The following is a 16,772-nucleotide window of genomic DNA, read 5'->3' as shown; positions in this document are numbered from 1 at the left end:
CTTTGAAAAATAAGTGCTTTTTATGCCTGTCATCAATAAAAGTAGCAAAAAAATCAGCGGCTAGCAATTATTTTAAGAGAACTTTTATAAGTTCGCCTAAATAATGGCTGGCCGCTGATCATTTGCTTAATTTAGTTGCTTTCGTCGTGGTTACTATTTAATTCAGTAATTTTCCCAGTAGCTAAGTAGACAATCCACTCGCAAATATTGGTGACATAATCGGCAATCCGTTCCAAATATTGAGCAACCCGAATGTAGTTCGTGCCGCTGACCACTGTATCTGGATTTTGTTTCATATTTTTAATCGCCTTACCATAGACTAAATCGAAAAATTCGTTGACCCGGTCATCCATTTTAGCAATGGTGCGGGCATCTTTTTGGTCGGTTTTAATATAGGCAATTAACACGTTGTCCACCATTTTTTTAACAAAGTCGGACATATCACTGAGATCCGCTTCAATTTCTGAAATTCGGGTTTCCCCTTTAACCGAGATAGCTGATTTAGCAATGGAGACAGCGTGATCTCCCATTCGTTCTAAATCACTAGAGGCCTTCATAATGGTAATGATTGTCCGCAGGTCGGTGGTAACCGGCTGTTGCAGAGCAATCATCTCAAAGCTTTTTTTCTCAAGGCGGACTTCCATATCATTGATTTGGACGTCTTGATCGATAACCTCATGGGCCAAAGTTTTATCATGTTTAGTAAAGGCCCGCACCGATTTATGGACAGCATTGCTGACCATCATCCCCATCTCATAAAACTGATTGTGTAAACTTAGCAACTCCTCGTCAAACTGCGAGCGTAACATCATTCGTCGTTTCCTCCTAGTTTCGTTCTATATTCACTATCTGAAAGTAAATTTATGCTTCAGCAAAAGTGGCAGCAAAATTATTTTGCACTTTTTTACTACTGGTAAAAAATAATTGTGCCCTTGCTCCACTTCTTTTTATCCCTAACCGAATTTTCCAGAAATATAATCTTCGGTTTCTTTTTTGGCCGGATCTAAAAAGATTTTCTTAGTGTTGTCAAACTCAATTAAATTACCATCTAAGAAAAAGGCCGTCTTATCTGAAATCCGTGAAGCTTGGGACATATTGTGGGTTACTATAATCATAGTATACTTTTCTTTTAAAGTTAAGAGCATATTCTCAATTTTACCTGTAGAAACTGGGTCTAGCGCACTAGTCGGTTCGTCCAGTAAAATAATATCCGGATTAACGGCTAACACCCGCGCAATACAGACCCGTTGTTGTTGACCACCGGAGAGTGATAGAGCACTTTTATGCAATTTATCTTTGACATCATCCCAAACAGACGCTGCCTTCAAACTCTCTTCAACCACTTGATCGAGTTTTTGCTTGTCTTTTTCACCCTTTAGCTTCAAACCGTAGATAACATTTTCATAGACTGAAAAAGGAAACGGGTTGGGCTGTTGGAAAACCATGCCGATTTCTTTGCGCAATTCAACGGTATCAGTAGTTGGTCCGTAGATGTCTTTATCCTTATAGACGACACTGCCTGTAATCGTCACTCCCGGAATTAAATCATTCATCCGATTTAACGAGCGCAAGTAAGTTGACTTACCGCAACCGGAGGGGCCAATCATCGCCGTAATTTCCCCTTCATTAATACTCAAGTCAATTCCCTTCAAAGCCTCTTTTTTTCCATAGTAAAGGTGCAGGTCTTTTGAAGAAATAATTTCCTTTGCCATAACATTCTCCTTCTAATTGGCAGAACCAATTGAAACTTTTAGCTGTTTACCCAAAGTGACCAGACACATAATCTTCTGTTGCCTGAATTTTAGGGCGGGTGAAAATTTTACGGGTTTCATCGTACTCAATCACCTTGCCGAGATAAAAGAAAGCTGTGTAATCGCTAATCCGGGCAGCTTGCTGCATATTATGGGTAACGATGATAATCGAAAAATCATTTCGCAGATTAACTAAAGTTTCTTCTACTGTACTAGTTGAAATTGGATCTAAGGCACTGGCCGGTTCATCTAATAATAAAATATCTGGCTTCATGGCAATCGCCCGAGCGATACACAGACGCTGCTGCTGCCCGCCGGATAAAGCCAAGGCGCTTTTATCTAAAGAGTCCTTCACTTGGTCCCATAAAGCGGCTTGCTTTAAACTGGTTTCAACAAGCTCATCTAGTTTCTTTTTATCTTTTTCCCCGTGCTGTTTTAAAGCAAAGGTAATATTATCGTAGATTGATTTTGAAAAGGGATTTGGCCGCTGAAACACCATGCCAATCCGCTTGCGCATTTCGTAGACATCGACTTTAGGTCCGTTGATGTCCACTTCTTTATACATAATTTCACCGGTCACTCGGGTGTTGGCAATGCCATCGTTCATCCGATTTAAAGAACGAAGATACGTTGACTTGCCACAGCCGGAGGGGCCAATTAAAGCAGTGATATTATTTTCCTTGAATTGTAAATCTATGCCCTTGATGGCTTCGTTATCCCCGTACCAAACATGTAAATCATTGGTATAAAGTGCTAAGGGGTCTTGGGGGTCAAAGGTTACCATATGGGTTTCATCAAAATTATAGTCATTCATTAACATGTATTTTTCTCCCTCGTTCTTTACAAAAATGCTTGGCTTAAGCTGAAGTCAATTTTTTGTAAAGTCGTTTGCCAATCGCCCGTGAACTAAAGTTGAAAATCAACACAGCGATAATTAAAACGGCTGAAGCGCCGGCTGAAACTGCCGCACCATCCGGCATGGTTCCTTCTGAATTAATTTTCCAAATGTGAACTGCCAAAGTTTCTGCTTGTCGGAAAATACTGATTGGACTAGAAACGCTCAACGGATTCCAATTGCCCCAGTCTAATGCTGGCGCACTTTGGCCTGCTGTATAGATTAGCGCAGCTGCCTCACCGAAAATTCTACCAGAGCTTAAGATAACCCCAGTTAAAATTCCTGGCAAAGCCTCTGGAATAACAACTTTTCTGACAGTTTCCCAACGCGAAAGTCCGAGTGCTAAGCCAGCTTCACGTTGCGTATAATGGACGGCTCTTAAGGATTCTTCAACATTTCTAGTTAGAAGCGGTAAATTGAACAAGGTCAATGCTAACGCTCCAGAAATAATTGAGAAGCCATAATTAAACTGAATAACAAATAATAAAAAGCCGAACAAACCGACTACTACTGAAGGCAATGAACTCAAGATTTCAATCGAGGTACGGATGATATCTGTTAAGAGATTTTTCTTAGCATATTCTGAAAGATAAATGCCCGCTCCCATTGAAATCGGAAAGCTAATAATCATGGTGACAAATAAGAGATAAATCGAATTAAATAATTGAATTCCAATTCCGCCACCAGCTTGATAAGATTTTGACGGTGAGGTTAAAAAGGACCAAGAAATATTTGGAATGCCTCGCACTAAAATGTAAAGCAGTAGCGCAGCCAAAATTAAAACAATAATTCCGGAGATGATGTATAAGCCGGCTGTAGCGACTTTATCCCAACGTTTTGCGTTCATTATTTTAAGGCTCCCTTCTTACCAATTAGGCGAATCACAATATTAAAGACTAGAGACATTAATAAAAGAATCAACGCTAACGACCACAGCACATTATTTTCTAGTGTGCCCATGACTGTGTTTCCGATTCCCATTGTTAAAATAGAAGTTAAGGTTGCTGCTGGTGTTGTCAAGCTGGTTGGCATTAAAGCAGCATTCCCGATAACCATTTGAATAGCTAAGGCTTCACCAAACGCCCGCGCCATCCCAAAAACTACCGCTGTCAAAATTCCCGGCACCGCAGCCCGTAGCACAACTTTATAAATTGTTTGCCAGCGGGTTGCCCCTAAGGCTAAAGAAGCTTCCCGATAATAGCGGGGCACAGCTTTTAAAGCATCGACGGTCATCGTGGTGACGGTTGGTAAAATCATAATGAATAGGACAAAGGTACCGGCTAAAATCCCAAAGCCTGTGCCGCCGAACACTGAACGGACGGCCGGAACAATGACTGAAAGGCCGATAAACCCATAAACAACAGAAGGAATCCCAACTAATAGCTCAATAACCGGCTGTAAGATTTTGGTTCCATTTTTTGGTGAGACCTCCACCATAAAGACTGCCGCGCCAATTGCAAATGGCGTTGCTACCAAAGCAGATAAAACCGTTACGAAAAACGAACCGGCAATCATCGGCAGCGCGCCGACTTCTGGATTTCCGCTAGCATCAACGGTTCCCGGATTCCAAGTAGTACCAAAAAGAAAATCAAAAATATTCACGCCGTCGGTAAAAAAGGTAGCAAGCCCTTTACTCGCGACAAAATAAAAAATGGCTAAGACCACAATCACTATTAAAGCGATACAGATAAAACTAATCGCCTTGCCCCGTTGTTCATTGCGGGCGCTTTTGGATTTGGTTAATAAAGCTTTTTTTACATCTTCCAAGAGAGTTCCTCCATTTTCTTTGCAAACTTCTTATCTAGTTTAGCTTGGAAATATCAACTTCACATCAATTAATTGTAAAAGTTCGATATGCTTTGTAAATTTTGTGTAAAGATTATTGGGAAATAATATTCCCTTGCCAATCTCTAGCAACTTGCATTTGTGAGATGGCAATATACCCTAATTCTCCCACAATATTATTTTGAACATCATCAGAAAGGATATAATCCAAAAAGGTTTGCGTCAATTCAGTAGGTGTTCCTAGCGTGTACATATGCTCGTAGGACCAAATAATCCAGCTATTGGTTTTGACATTATCATCGGTGGGAGCTACGCCATCAATGCTTAGAGTCTGAATATCATCTGTGACATAGGAAAAAGCCAGATAACTGATGGTCCCAGGAGTATCGGCGACGATTGAGCGCACCATCCCGCTGGAATCTTGTTCCTGTGCTTGGGCGGCTGTTTGTCCATCTAAAACCCATTTTTCAAAAGTCGAGCGGGTACCAGAGCCGCTGGCACGATTTAATAAAACTATCTCTACATCATTGCCACCAACTTCTGACCAGTTGGTAATTTCCCCAAGAAAAATTTTGGCTAAATCTGCTAGGGAAATATCGGTGACTCCTACTTCAGGATTCACCACAGGCGTGATGCCGACGACTGCCACTTGATGGTCAACTAAGGCCGAGGCATCAATGCCGTCTTTTTCTTCGGCAAAAACATCGGAATTGCCGATTTGAACCGCTCCTGATTGCACCTGACTCAAACCAGTCCCGCTACCGCCTCCTTGAACATTGATAAACTGACCGGCATTGGCGGTTTGATATTGTTCAGCAACCGTTTCAACTAACGGCTGCAAAGCTGAAGATCCAACTGCCGTGATTGATTCACCACGGTCTGCCCATGAGGCACAACCGCTCATCAAAAAAAGACCACCAGCGATTGTCGTTAGTAAGGCTACTCGTTTTAGGAAATTTTTCATAACATTGCTCCTACATATTAGTATCGATTTTCATCAAAGAAAAATTTTTTTAAGCTAGCTTATTTTAAAACATTTTGTTAAGAATGTAAAAAAATAAAAAAATAAAATCCGCAAATTCTTCACAGAAAAGGCGGATTTATTTACACAAAATTTACAATTGCAAACTAGCTGTTACAAAAGCGGTGAAATCAGCCGAGCGAGCCCTTCTTTAAACTTAATCAGCAGACTTCTTTGTTCGTAGATTTCCTTGGTCAACTCTTTAGAGAGCTGGCTATCGGCAAAGAAAGCCCCTCTTAATTCCTCTGCTAAATCTTCATCATAAATCACTGCATTGACTTCAAAATCCAGTTGGAAGGACCGCACGTCAATATTTGCGGAGCCGACAGAAGCAATTCCTCGATCGATAATCATCGTTTTCGCATGGATGAAACCATTCTCGTAGGTTTCAACAATCGCTCCATAGTCTAATAATTCTGCAGAAAATGAATAAGTCGCCCAATAGACTAGCATATGGTCCGGCTTATTGGGAATCTGCAGCCGGACACTGACACCAGATAAGAGGGCTAATTTAAGTGCCTCATGAATTGATTCATCGGGAATATAGTAAGGCGTTTGAATTAAAATTTCTTCTTTGGCTAAAGAAATCATCTTTAAGTAAGTCATTTTTATTTGCTCGTGTTCAGAATCAGGTCCACTGGTGACAATCTGAGCGGCTTTTGTGCCAGTCGCCTCAATCTCAGGAAAGAGGTGCTGTTCATATTGAATTTCCTTTGTATTCTGGGAATTCCAGTCCATAATAAAACGATTTTGCAAGCTATAAACAGCATCCCCGTATATTCGCAGATGATTGTCCCGCCAATAGCCGAATTTTTTGACTAAACCTAAATATTCATTGCCGACATTGAAGCCGCCGGTGTAGCCGATTTTCCCGTCGATGACGACAATCTTCCGGTGATTGCGATAATTGATGCGGGGATTGATATACGGCACAAACAGTGGAAAGAAAAAGGCTAGCTCACCGCCGGCTGCCTTTAAGCCGGCAAAAAATTTCTCATTGACAGCCGTTGAGCCCCAGGCATCTAATAGCACTCGCACTTGAACGCCTCTTTTAGCCGCGGTAATTAAAGCTTCCCGCACCTCTTGACCCAACTCGTCTGAACGATAAATATAATATTGCAAATGAATATGGTTCCTCGCTTGATTGATATCAGCGATTAAGGCATCGAATTTTTTACGGCCATCAGTAAACAAATGAATTTGATTGCCCATCGTGTAAAGGGAATTTTCATGAAACGTCAGCATATAAATCAGCTGGCGAGGATCGGCCTGTCCCGTTTTCGGATGAGGAAATAAGCCACGACTGATGGCGGCTTTTTCTGCTTCAATCTCGACATTCTTGCCGACTTTTTCCTGCATTTTTAAATCAAACACTTTGTCTTTGGAAATTCCCCGCCCCAAAAAGATATAAAGCACAAAGCCCAATACAGGGATGAACAGCAACACTAATAACCAAGCCCACGTCTGCGCCGTCTGCTTGCGCTCCCTAAAAATAATAATTAATGACAGTAAAATATTGGCGATAATAATCACTGTCATAAAATTTTCGGTAATATATTGAATAACCTGCATAACCCACTCCCCATTTTTCCCTCTTTCATTAGAATAGCTAATGGGCCAGTAATTGTAAAGAAGAACAAAAAAATGACTGTGACATTAGTCTTGTGAACAGATGAAATCCCGAAATGTTTTGTATTTATCTCTGTGGTCCAGTGGGTCCACAAGACAGAAAATACGTGTGCGATTGCGGTTCAGTAGGTCCTCGTCGCAAATTTTCAATATTTGGTGATGCTCACCAGATATTGCTGGGTAAAATCAATTCTGTTTTAACTAATGTCACAGCCATAAAATTTTTAAGCTTTTAAGAAACGCCGCATGGATAATACGGAACCTAAGGAACCGATAATCACGCCAATTCCCATTAACAATAAATTAATTTGTAATAGGAATGTCCCCGGCAGAACTAATGAATAATTTGAGCGCAGGAGCGTCGGGTTCACCGCTTGATACACAAAGTGATAACCAAAGAACATGATTACGACTGGTACAATTGCTCCTAGAATACCAATCCAAGCGCCTTCTAAAAAGAAAGGCCAGCGGATGTAACCATTTTTTGCCCCAACGAGACGCATAATTTGAATCTCTCTTTGGCGGGACAAAATTGTAATACGAATCGTATTGGAGATTAAGAAAATCGCCACAAAGATTAACAATGCTGCGGCGCCTAAGCCCCAAGTTTGGACAGCTTGCGAAATGCTGAAAATCCGATCTGAATCGGTTCCGCCGTAATCAGAACGATAGACATTGGCTAAATTGCCGGCCTCTTCTGAAATGGCAACAGTGTTCGACGGGTCATCAGCGCTGACGACAAAGACATCGTACAAGGGATTTGAGTCGCCTTCAAACAAACTCCACGCCTCACCCATTGCCTCTTGTAATCTTGCTAACTCATCATCACGACTAGAAAATGACACTGTTTCAACATGATCCAATCCTTCTAATTCTGTTTGCAGAGCATCGATATCTTCTTGTGTTGTGCCGATATCAATAAAAACTGACACGTTGACGTTGTCTTCAATATCTTGGGCCAGTTTTGTCGCATTGATAATAACAGCCAGGAAAATACCGACTAAAGTTAAGGTAATCGTTACGGCACTGACTGAGGCAACTGTCATCCAACCGTTTCGTTTTAAACTTTTTAAACTTTCAAAAACATGACGGAAAAAAGTTCTAATCATCGTAGCCATACTCTCCTTCCGCTTGGTCCCGAATAATGCGGCCATTTTCAATGGCAATTACACGATGACGAATTGTATTTACAATAGTGCTGTTGTGGGTTGCCATCACAACAGTTGTTCCTTGTGCGTTAATCCGATCCAAAAGTTTCATAATTTCCCATGAATTTTCAGGATCAAGATTTCCGGTTGGTTCATCGGCAATTAGCACTTTAGGGGTGTTAACGATTGCCCGGGCAATCGAAACCCGTTGCTGTTCACCACCGGATAATTCACTTGGAAAGACCCGAACCTTATGTTTAAGTCCGACTAAGTCCAACACTTCCATGACTCTTTTTTTAATGTCCCGTGGCTTGCGGCCGATAACCTGCATAGCATAGGCGACATTTTCATAGACCGTCTTGCGGGGTAGCAATTTGTAATCTTGGAAGACAATTCCAATTTCCCGCCGTAAAAGTGGCACATCACGATTTTTAATTCTTAATAAATCATGGCCAGCTACAACTAGCTTACCTTTTGTGGCTCTTTCTTCACGATACATTAATTTAATAAACGTTGACTTACCAGCCCCAGAAGGCCCTACAACATAAACAAATTCTCCTTGATTAATCTTGACGGAGATATTGCGGATGGCAGTCGTACCGTTTGAATATTTCTTCATTACTTCCTGCATTTCAATCATAAGATACTCTCCAATTAATTTAATTCAATCAGTTGCATTATAGCATGATTTTATTTCACTGTGCTTTCAGAAGGTTACATTTTCATTTCATTTAATCTAGCAGAAAAGTTACTCCTCCGTCAAACTCATTTTCAGATAAGCATCAATAAAACCATCGAGATCGCCGTCCATTACCGCTTGAACATTGCCGGTTTCATAATTCGTTCGATGATCTTTCACCATCGAGTAGGGATGAAAAACGTAGGAGCGGATTTGCGAGCCCCAACCGATTTCCATTTGCTCCCCCCGTAAGGCAGCAGCTTCTTGTTCTTGCTTTTCAATTTCCAATTGATAGAGTTTAGCTTTTAACATGCCCATCGCCTGCTCACGGTTTTTTAATTGCGAGCGTTGCGCTTGGCTGGCAACGACAGTCCCTGTAGGAATATGGGTAATCCGCACGGCTGACTCTGTTTTATTAATATGCTGACCACCAGCACCACTTGCCCGATAAGTGTCAATTTTTAAATCATCGGGATTCACTTGAATATCAATCGAATCATCAAGCTCAGGCATAATATCTACCGAACAAAAAGATGTATGCCGGCGACTAGCAGAATCAAATGGCGAAATCCGTACCAGCCGATGCACGCCTTTTTCAGAACGCAAGTAACCATAGGCATTGTGGCCTTTAATTAACAGAGTGACACTTTTAATGCCGGCTTCATCGCCATCTTGATAGTCCAAAGTTTCCACTTGAAAGCCGTGCTGTTCTGCCCAGCGAGTATACATGCGTAAAAGCATACTGCCCCAGTCCTGTGACTCGGTACCACCAGCACCGGGATGCAATTCTAAAATTGCATTGCTGCTGTCATAAGGCTGATCCAATAAAAGAGATAACTCGTAGGCTGCCAGTCGTTCTTCTAATAGTTTTAGACGTTCTTCTAATTCTGTTTGTAGCTCGGAATCAAAATCCTCCAGCTGCATTTCTGCCATAACAGTTAGCTCTTCTACCTCATCGGCCACTTGATGAAATTGATCATAGGTATTTTTATTGGCATTGTTTTCATTAATTACTTTTTGCGCCGCCTCTGCATGATCCCAAAAACTCGGGTCTGCCATGCGGCTTTCCGCTTCTGCGATTGCCTCTTCTAGACCGTCTAAGTCAAAGAGACCTCCTAAAGCTTGCGACCTGTTCTTCCATTTTTTTCAATAAATTTCTAATTTCTGCTGTTTCCATAATTCCCCTCACATTTCATAAATAAAGACGAGCCTGTGACATTAGTCTTTTAACAGATGCAATTTCGAACTATATCATATTTGCGCTTGCGGTCCAGTAGATCCTCGTCGCAAATTAACAATAGCTAGTGGTTTTCACTAGCTATTGTTCGTAAAGTTCGGCTCTGTTCTAACTAATGTCACAGCCTCATCCTTCTTAACTGTTTAGCTGCTGACGGCTATGCTTTGTATAAATTCCGACCGTGGCAATTTTTAAATTTCTTGCCACTGCCGCATGGACAAGGATCATTGCGGCCGACATTTTTAAATTCCTCTGGTAACACTTTGCGAGCCAAACCATTTTGAGTCGTTTGACTTTCCGCTGCACCAGCATCATTAACAGGCGTACCTTGAGCTACTTGTTCCCGTTGCACGTTTTGACGAATTTCGGCCTTCATGTACAGACGAGTAACTTCAAACTCAATCGCACCCACCATGTCTTCAAACATTTGGTAGCCTTCTGTTTGATATTCCACCAACGGATTATTCTGACCGTAAGAACGCAGACCGATTGACTGACGCAATTGGTCCATTGCGTCGATATGGTCCGTCCATTTAGAATCGACCACCCGCAAAACGACCACTTTTTGGAATTCCAAGAGTTGTTCTGGACCATTTAAAAGATTTGATTTTTCATCAAAAACGGCCCGTGATAAATCTTCTAGATAAGTTTTAATCTCTGCGGCTGTTTTGCCTTTTAAGTCCTCTTCTTTAACAGTATCTTCCTTTAAGAGCGTGTTGCTGGTGAAATCAACAATCCCTTGCAGATTCCAGTTTTCAGGCTTGTCCAATTGGGTATGGGCATCGACTACCCGAGCAATCGTCCGCTTAATCATACTGAAAATTGTTTCTGTTAGAGTCGTGTCCTCCATGATAACCGCTTGACGTTGACCGTAAATAACTTCCCGTTGTTCCCGCATAACATCATCGTATTGCAAAACGTTTTTCCGGGTGTCGTAGTTATTACCTTCCACGCGTTTTTGAGCAGATTCGATTTGTTTGGTAAACATCCGGCTTTGGATAACTGCATCGGATTCTTCAATCTTCATCCGATCCAATAAAGTTTTAATCCGTTCAGAGCCAAAACGTTTCATCAAATCATCTTCTAAAGATAGATAAAATTGAGAAACCCCTGGGTCACCCTGACGACCTGAACGGCCCCGCAACTGATTATCAATCCGACGAGACTCGTGACGTTCTGTCCCGATAACAGCCAAGCCGCCTAATTCAACAACGCCTAAACCAAGCTTAATATCAGTACCACGACCGGCCATATTGGTGGCGATGGTGACTGCACCTTTTTCACCGGCATTTTTGATAATTTCGGCTTCTTTAAAGTGATTTTTGGCATTTAAGACTTCATGAGGAATTTTTTCTTTGTTTAATTTTTCAGACAGTAATTCTGACGTTTCTACGGCAACCGTTCCGACTAAGACCGGTTGACCATTGCGATAACGTTCTTTAATATCTTGAACGACTGCGTTAAATTTAGAATTTAACGTCGGATACAATAAATCTTGACGGTCATCCCGTTGGATTGGTTTATTAGTTGGAATTTGGAAGACTTCCATGTTGTAAATTTCCCGGAATTCTTCTTCCTCTGTTTTGGCAGTCCCGGTCATCCCGGCTAATTTTTTGTACATTCTAAAATAGTTTTGGAAGGTAATTGTCGCCATCGTTTTTGATTCGTCTTCAATTTCAACGCCTTCTTTGGCTTCGATGGCTTGGTGCAAGCCGTCGGAATAACGACGACCGTCCATAATCCGACCCGTAAATTGGTCAACGATTAAGACTTTACCCTCTTGTACCACGTAATCAATGTCTAAAAGCATGATGTAGTTTGCCCGTAAAGATTGGTCTAAGTGGTGAGTCAGAGCCGTATTTTCAAGGTCATATAAATTATCTAAGCCGAAGTTTTCTTCCGCTTTTTCAATTCCTTGTTCAGTTAAGCTGATTGTTTTTGACTGCAAGTCAATTTTATAATCTTCTTCTTCCTTCAAGCGTTTGATAAAATTGTCTGCCCGGGTATACAAAGCAGTTGATTTTTCAGCTTGGCCAGAGATGATTAACGGCGTCCGCGCTTCATCGACTAAAATCGAATCCACTTCATCGACAATCGCATAGTTTAACGGACGTTGTACCATTTGATGGCGGTAAACGACCATGTTGTCCCGCAGGTAATCAAAACCTAATTCATTATTGGTGCTGTAAGTAATGTCACAGGCATAAGCGGCCCGTTTTTCTTCAGCAGATTTTGAATTAATATTTAAACCAACTGTCATGCCTAAAAAATTATACAACTCGCCCATTTCTTCTGAGTCACGGGTTGCTAAATATTCATTGACAGTCACAACGTGGACACCAAGGCCAGCGATGGCATTCAAATAAACCGGCATCGTAGCAGTCAAGGTTTTCCCTTCACCAGTACGCATTTCCGGAATATTACCGTCATGTAAAACCACACCACCCATTAATTGCACATGGTACGGATACAGGCCTAAGACACGTTTGGCAGCTTCCCGCACAACCGCAAAGGCTTCAGGCAGCATTTGGTCTAAGGTTTCACCTTTTTGGAATCTTTCTTTAAATTCATCGGTTTTTGCTTTTAATTGTTCATCACTTAAAGCCGCCATTTGATCTGCAAATGTTTCCACTTTAAGGGCAATTTTGTCTAATCGTTTTAATTCTTTTTTATCATTCTCTACAATTTTTCGAATAAAATTCGCCATTTAGCTTCTCTTCCCCTTTAATCTATCTACGCTATTCAGCACAATCTGAACAGAATCTCCAACCTATTTTATCACTACTTGCCGTCAATGTGAATATCTTTTCACTTTGCAGCAGGGAATCGCTGTTAAAATTAGAATTTATTAATTTTTTTTGGAGCCCTCCTATAAAATAAGGAAACTTGGCTTGGCGAATGCTGCTCTGCAAACTTGGATGAACGCTTTTCTACTATTAAATATAAGCTATTTTATTTCTTTATGACCTAGAAATGACCTAGAAAAAGTTTCCCTGTAAGTCGAAACTAAATAGTTTCCAGGAGGTTAAGCATTTTTGCAATCCTTGTCAAAACTTTTTTCAAGAAAGTCCACTGTTTTAAAGCTTCTTTAAAGAGTTAGACAAAAAAATTTTCATAAGAAAAAGCATTTCTGCTCTAAATAGAAACAGAAATGCTTTTTTATCAGTTTGACTGACTGATAGATTTTTTAGACAATTTGTCTGCTGGGGCGAATTAAAACTTCGCTGACAGCCACATGTTCAGGCTGTTCGATAACATAGGCAACAGCATTGGCCACATCCTCTGCAAAAAGACTGGCGCCTTCTTTTTTACCCATTTCAGTTAAGCTGGCGGCAATTTTTTCATTGCCGACGGTGCTGATCAGCTCGGTGGAAACCATGCCCGGTGAGACAATCGTTGAGCGAATGCCATTATTTTTTTCCTCCTGCCGCAGTCCTTCCATAATGGCTCTAACGGCATATTTCGTGCCGTTATAAACAGCAGAACCAGGATATACGACATGACCGGCTACTGAATCCGTTGTAATGATTAGACCGCTGCCTTGTTTTCGCATGATTGGCAGAACAGAACCAATTCCATGCAATACCCCCATAATATTAATATCTAACATACTTTGCCATGATGCATAGTCCGCCTCAGATAAAAATCCTTGGGGCATGATTCCTGCATTATTATAGAGCACATCAATTTTGCCAAATTTTTCAACCGCAAACTTCATTACTTTTTCGACATCCATTTGTTTAGTGACATCTGCAACTTGATAGAAGGCTTCACCGGGTAAAGACGCTACCAATTCTTTTAAACGGTCTTCTCGGCGAGCTGCTAAAATTAATTTTGCCCCTTCTTTAGCTAAGCGTCTGGCAGTAGCTTCACCAATTCCTGAAGAAACCCCCATGATAACCACAACTTTACTTTCAATCGCTGACATTGCTTTCTCTCCTTTTTACTTTAAGCTACTTTTACAGTACCACGGAGCTGCCGCTATCAGTCAAAATTTATGCCTCATACCTCAGCCTGATTTTGCGTATCGCAAATGGTCGCACCATCACTACTGTAAAAATTATTTAATTTGTAATCCAGCCGAGCCAAAGTCGTTTGAAACTCAGCAATCTTATCGACTAAATTTTGTCGTTCCTTCATTAAAATAGTTTTTCTTTCATCATAGGTTTGGGCCCCTTCTAAATAAAGGGCGTTGTATTGAATCAAAGAGTCGATTGAGAGACCAGCGTCCCGCATGCATTTGATAGTATAAATCCAATCAACATTTTCTTCACTGTAATTTCTTACGCCGCTAGCCGTGCGCTCAATTGGCGGAATTAAGCCAATTGTTTCATAATAGCGTAGGGTCGTCGAGGTTAAATCTAATTGCTTTGCTGCTTGAGAGATATTCATAGTGTTTGCTCCTTTTAATAAAAACTAGGCCATTTGTTTTTCCCAATCCCGAATTGTTTTCACGCCAGCTGTCTGGGCTAAATTTTCTAAAACTGCCATTTCTTCAGCTGTCAGCTGAATGTTAGCAGCAAGTGCTGCATCCATCACCTGTTCAACTTTGGTCACGCCGATAATCGGCACCGTTCCTTTAGCAATCGCCCAAGCTGTCGCAATTTGGGCAACTGTTGCGTTATATTTTTTACCGATATCTGCCATCGAATGAAGCAAAGTTTCTAACTGGGGGAGACTCGCGTTATAGGCGACAGCACGGTCACTGCCTTCAGGAAATGGATGCGCTGTATCATATTTTCCAGATAAGGCCCCTTGTTCTAGCACCATGTAACTGAAAAAAGTCATCCCCTGCTCTTTGGCATAAGCTAAAATCCCCGCCTCTTCAGAGGAACGATGCAATAAACTAAAATGATTTTGCAACGCCGAAACTTTTAACCCTTCTTTGGCTAAAATTTCATTGGCCAATTTGATTTCTGCTAAATTGTGATTAGAGACGCCAATGAATTTGATTTTTCCGGATTTTGCTAACGGGATTAATGCCGGTGTCCATTTGGCAACATCAGCTGGATTATGAATCCAATAAATATCAATCACATCTGTGTGAAGGCGTTCAAAACTACCTGCCAACATTTTTTCTCCCGGATTGGCAACATCTTCGGCAATCTGCGGTGTAAATTTAGTGGAGAGTAAGACAGCTTCTCGGGGAATATCCTGCACAAATTCCCCCAGCATCGCTTCAGAGGAACCCATGCCGTAAACCGTTGCTGTATCCCATAAATTTAACCCAACCGCCAAAGATTTTTCAAAAACCGGTCTTAGCTCATCTGCGGTTAGATGATGACCAAAGACTTGGTCGCCGCCAGCAGCACCACTGCCCCACGCCCAAGCACCTAAAGCAATTTTAGGCATATTTAAAGTTTTTTGCATCTCGTTCATAAGTAGATCCTCCTTTTTTTAATCCTTCATAAATTAATGGCGGTCGCTTTGCAATACTCCGCCGACGCCGACATTATCGCCGGTATTTTCTTTAATAAAAACATAAAAAGCGTCAGCAGGAATTCCAGTGACCTTCACTGCTGTTTCAGTAAATTCTTTTACAACCTGCTGTTTTTGTTCTTTGGTTAAGTGACCAATTTCAAATTGAATAACTGGCATATTTTGCACTCTCCTTATTCGTAATCCCCTAAAAGTTCTAATTTTTCCTTGCTTAAATATTCAGCATAAGCAGCAGCTTGTTGTTCCAAAATATCGGCTTGGATACTTGAAGCGCCGGTAACCACAAACGGTTTGACAAAGCGGGTGCCAATTAAATTGCTAGTCGCTTGAAATGGTCGCAATAAATCATGAATAGTATATTTAAATGGGCCATCGTGAACATAATTTTCAGCTGGAGCCCCTGGTGTCACCGCAATCAGTAATTCTTTATTTTTTAGTTGGTCGCCATTAGTACCATACGCCCAGCCATATTCTAAGACTGCATCTTCCCACTGCTTGACTAAAGCTGGTGAGCTGTACCAGTACATCGGAAATTGTAAAACAATCCGCTCAGCTGCTAGTAAGTGACGTTTTTCTTCCTCGACGTCAATCTTAAAATCCGGATATAGTTCATAAAGATTTCTGATGGTGACATTTTCCTTGACATTCGCTGCTTCAGCCAAACGGCGATTAACAGTTGATGCTTGTAGATTAGGGTGAAATAATTCGACTAAAGTTTTCATATAGGTAACCTCTTTGCTTTTTAAATTTGGGTTTTCTTAATTACGTGACGTAGATAATCGATTCGTTCGAGTTTTTTTTCCTGCAGATGAATCTCCGCCAATTTTTTTTGCCGTTTGCTATTTAACAGGCGCATTCGTTTTTCTGCACCGTGGGGGTCCTCAAGCAGTAAACGCATATAGGTTTCAATTTCATCGTGGCTGAAATCTAAATCGTGCAACGCCATAATCGTACTCAAGCGCTCCACGTCTTGATCGTCATATTGCCATTCCCCCATCACGATTTTGACCACATCGCACAGCCCCCATGACTCATATTCTCTGAGAATTTCAACGGGAATTTGATAGCGTTGACTGACCTCTGTCTGATTCATTTTCTGACCTCCTTTAAAACAAAAAACTGAGACAAACAAATTGAGTAACACAGTTTAAACGCTCAACTGCTTCTTCATTTGTTAATCTCAGTATG

Annotated in this window: 16 protein-coding genes and 2 pseudogenes; all 18 read right to left on the bottom strand. The window is 41.2% G+C overall.

The features are described from left to right. Positions 1-131 precede the first annotated feature (131 nt). The 18 genes and pseudogenes from phoU to ACYSNU_RS02675 all read right to left on the bottom strand — a co-directional run bounded on the left by phoU (position 132) and on the right by ACYSNU_RS02675 (position 16,677). The gene (gene phoU / locus ACYSNU_RS02760) at positions 132-809 is read right to left on the bottom strand and encodes a phosphate signaling complex protein PhoU (RefSeq protein WP_461735760.1); all 678 of its coding nucleotides are present in this window, start codon (positions 807-809) and stop codon (positions 132-134) included. 144 nt (positions 810-953) lie between these two features. After that, on the bottom strand, positions 954-1,712 hold the full coding sequence (gene pstB / locus ACYSNU_RS02755) for a phosphate ABC transporter ATP-binding protein PstB (protein ID WP_265455216.1): 759 nt from the start codon (positions 1,710-1,712) through the stop codon (positions 954-956). Between the two features lie 46 nt (positions 1,713-1,758). Then, positions 1,759-2,565 carry a phosphate ABC transporter ATP-binding protein PstB gene (pstB, locus tag ACYSNU_RS02750; protein WP_461735759.1) on the bottom strand — a complete coding sequence of 269 codons (807 nt, stop codon included), beginning with the start codon at positions 2,563-2,565 and terminating at the stop codon, positions 1,759-1,761. 43 nt (positions 2,566-2,608) lie between these two features. Then, entirely contained in the window at positions 2,609-3,493 is an 885-nt protein-coding gene (gene pstA, locus ACYSNU_RS02745; RefSeq protein ID WP_265455217.1) for a phosphate ABC transporter permease PstA, read from the bottom strand. Further along, positions 3,493-4,413, bottom strand: coding sequence for a phosphate ABC transporter permease subunit PstC (gene pstC / locus ACYSNU_RS02740; RefSeq protein WP_461735680.1), 921 nt, complete (start codon positions 4,411-4,413; stop codon positions 3,493-3,495). The genes pstA and pstC overlap by 1 nt, the downstream gene beginning before the upstream one ends. A 112-nt stretch (positions 4,414-4,525) precedes the next feature. Beyond that, entirely contained in the window at positions 4,526-5,395 is an 870-nt protein-coding gene (locus ACYSNU_RS02735; protein ID WP_461735679.1) for a phosphate ABC transporter substrate-binding protein PstS family protein, read from the bottom strand. A 171-nt stretch (positions 5,396-5,566) separates the two neighbouring features. Continuing rightward, a complete protein-coding gene (gene cls, locus ACYSNU_RS02730) occupies positions 5,567-7,024 on the bottom strand; it encodes a cardiolipin synthase (RefSeq protein WP_461735678.1) in 1,458 nt (485 codons plus the stop codon). 281 nt (positions 7,025-7,305) lie between these two features. After that, positions 7,306-8,190: a permease-like cell division protein FtsX gene (gene ftsX / locus ACYSNU_RS02725; RefSeq protein ID WP_461735677.1), complete on the bottom strand. Its 885-nt coding sequence runs from the start codon at positions 8,188-8,190 to the stop codon at positions 7,306-7,308. Then, entirely contained in the window at positions 8,183-8,869 is a 687-nt protein-coding gene (gene ftsE / locus ACYSNU_RS02720; protein ID WP_461735676.1) for a cell division ATP-binding protein FtsE, read from the bottom strand. The genes ftsX and ftsE overlap by 8 nt, the downstream gene beginning before the upstream one ends. Before the next feature lie 108 nt (positions 8,870-8,977). Next, positions 8,978-10,085 (bottom strand): peptide chain release factor 2 gene (prfB, locus tag ACYSNU_RS02715; RefSeq protein WP_461735675.1). Its coding sequence is split into 2 segments (ribosomal slippage): positions 8,978-10,012 and positions 10,014-10,085, totalling 1,107 coding nucleotides; the frame shifts between segments, so codons are not numbered across the junction. A gap of 217 nt (positions 10,086-10,302) precedes the next feature. Further along, a pseudogene (locus ACYSNU_RS02710) lies at positions 10,303-10,386 on the bottom strand (SEC-C metal-binding domain-containing protein); the annotation flags it as partial. 77 nt (positions 10,387-10,463) lie between these two features. Then, a pseudogene (gene secA / locus ACYSNU_RS02705) lies at positions 10,464-12,852 on the bottom strand (preprotein translocase subunit SecA); the annotation flags it as partial. A gap of 480 nt (positions 12,853-13,332) precedes the next feature. Further along, a complete protein-coding gene (locus tag ACYSNU_RS02700) occupies positions 13,333-14,073 on the bottom strand; it encodes an SDR family oxidoreductase (RefSeq protein ID WP_461735674.1) in 741 nt (246 codons plus the stop codon). A gap of 74 nt (positions 14,074-14,147) precedes the next feature. Continuing rightward, positions 14,148-14,537 (bottom strand): MerR family transcriptional regulator, encoded by a 390-nt coding sequence (locus ACYSNU_RS02695; protein WP_461735673.1) that lies wholly within the window; start codon positions 14,535-14,537, stop codon positions 14,148-14,150. Between the two features lie 24 nt (positions 14,538-14,561). Beyond that, positions 14,562-15,524, bottom strand: a complete 963-nt coding sequence (locus ACYSNU_RS02690) for an aldo/keto reductase (protein ID WP_461735672.1) — start codon at positions 15,522-15,524, stop codon at positions 14,562-14,564. A 33-nt stretch (positions 15,525-15,557) separates the two neighbouring features. After that, on the bottom strand, positions 15,558-15,743 hold the full coding sequence (gene dmpI, locus ACYSNU_RS02685; protein ID WP_461735671.1) for a 4-oxalocrotonate tautomerase DmpI: 186 nt from the start codon (positions 15,741-15,743) through the stop codon (positions 15,558-15,560). A 14-nt stretch (positions 15,744-15,757) separates the two neighbouring features. Further along, on the bottom strand, positions 15,758-16,306 hold the full coding sequence (locus tag ACYSNU_RS02680) for an NAD(P)H-dependent oxidoreductase (RefSeq protein WP_461735670.1): 549 nt from the start codon (positions 16,304-16,306) through the stop codon (positions 15,758-15,760). Positions 16,307-16,326: 20 nt separating this feature from the next. Next, positions 16,327-16,677 (bottom strand): MerR family transcriptional regulator, encoded by a 351-nt coding sequence (locus tag ACYSNU_RS02675; protein ID WP_461735669.1) that lies wholly within the window; start codon positions 16,675-16,677, stop codon positions 16,327-16,329. Positions 16,678-16,772 lie beyond the last annotated feature (95 nt).

This window comes from Enterococcus sp. LJL120 (assembly GCF_054871765.1).
This window is presented reverse-complemented; position numbering and strand designations above follow the sequence as displayed.

Coding starts and splice junctions, on each gene's coding strand:
- ACYSNU_RS02675 (WP_461735669.1), bottom strand. CDS start 16,677: ATGAATCAGACAGAGGTCAGTCAACGCTATCAAATTCCCGTTGAAATT.
- pstA (WP_265455217.1), bottom strand. CDS start 3,493: ATGAACGCAAAACGTTGGGATAAAGTCGCTACAGCCGGCTTATACATC.
- ACYSNU_RS02700 (WP_461735674.1), bottom strand. CDS start 14,073: ATGTCAGCGATTGAAAGTAAAGTTGTGGTTATCATGGGGGTTTCTTCA.
- ACYSNU_RS02735 (WP_461735679.1), bottom strand. CDS start 5,395: ATGAAAAATTTCCTAAAACGAGTAGCCTTACTAACGACAATCGCTGGT.
- ACYSNU_RS02680 (WP_461735670.1), bottom strand. CDS start 16,306: ATGAAAACTTTAGTCGAATTATTTCACCCTAATCTACAAGCATCAACT.
- cls (WP_461735678.1), bottom strand. CDS start 7,024: ATGCAGGTTATTCAATATATTACCGAAAATTTTATGACAGTGATTATT.
- pstB (WP_461735759.1), bottom strand. CDS start 2,565: ATGAATGACTATAATTTTGATGAAACCCATATGGTAACCTTTGACCCC.
- ACYSNU_RS02695 (WP_461735673.1), bottom strand. CDS start 14,537: ATGAATATCTCTCAAGCAGCAAAGCAATTAGATTTAACCTCGACGACC.
- ftsE (WP_461735676.1), bottom strand. CDS start 8,869: ATGATTGAAATGCAGGAAGTAATGAAGAAATATTCAAACGGTACGACT.
- dmpI (WP_461735671.1), bottom strand. CDS start 15,743: ATGCCAGTTATTCAATTTGAAATTGGTCACTTAACCAAAGAACAAAAA.
- phoU (WP_461735760.1), bottom strand. CDS start 809: ATGTTACGCTCGCAGTTTGACGAGGAGTTGCTAAGTTTACACAATCAG.
- pstB (WP_265455216.1), bottom strand. CDS start 1,712: ATGGCAAAGGAAATTATTTCTTCAAAAGACCTGCACCTTTACTATGGA.
- ftsX (WP_461735677.1), bottom strand. CDS start 8,190: ATGATTAGAACTTTTTTCCGTCATGTTTTTGAAAGTTTAAAAAGTTTA.
- ACYSNU_RS02690 (WP_461735672.1), bottom strand. CDS start 15,524: ATGAACGAGATGCAAAAAACTTTAAATATGCCTAAAATTGCTTTAGGT.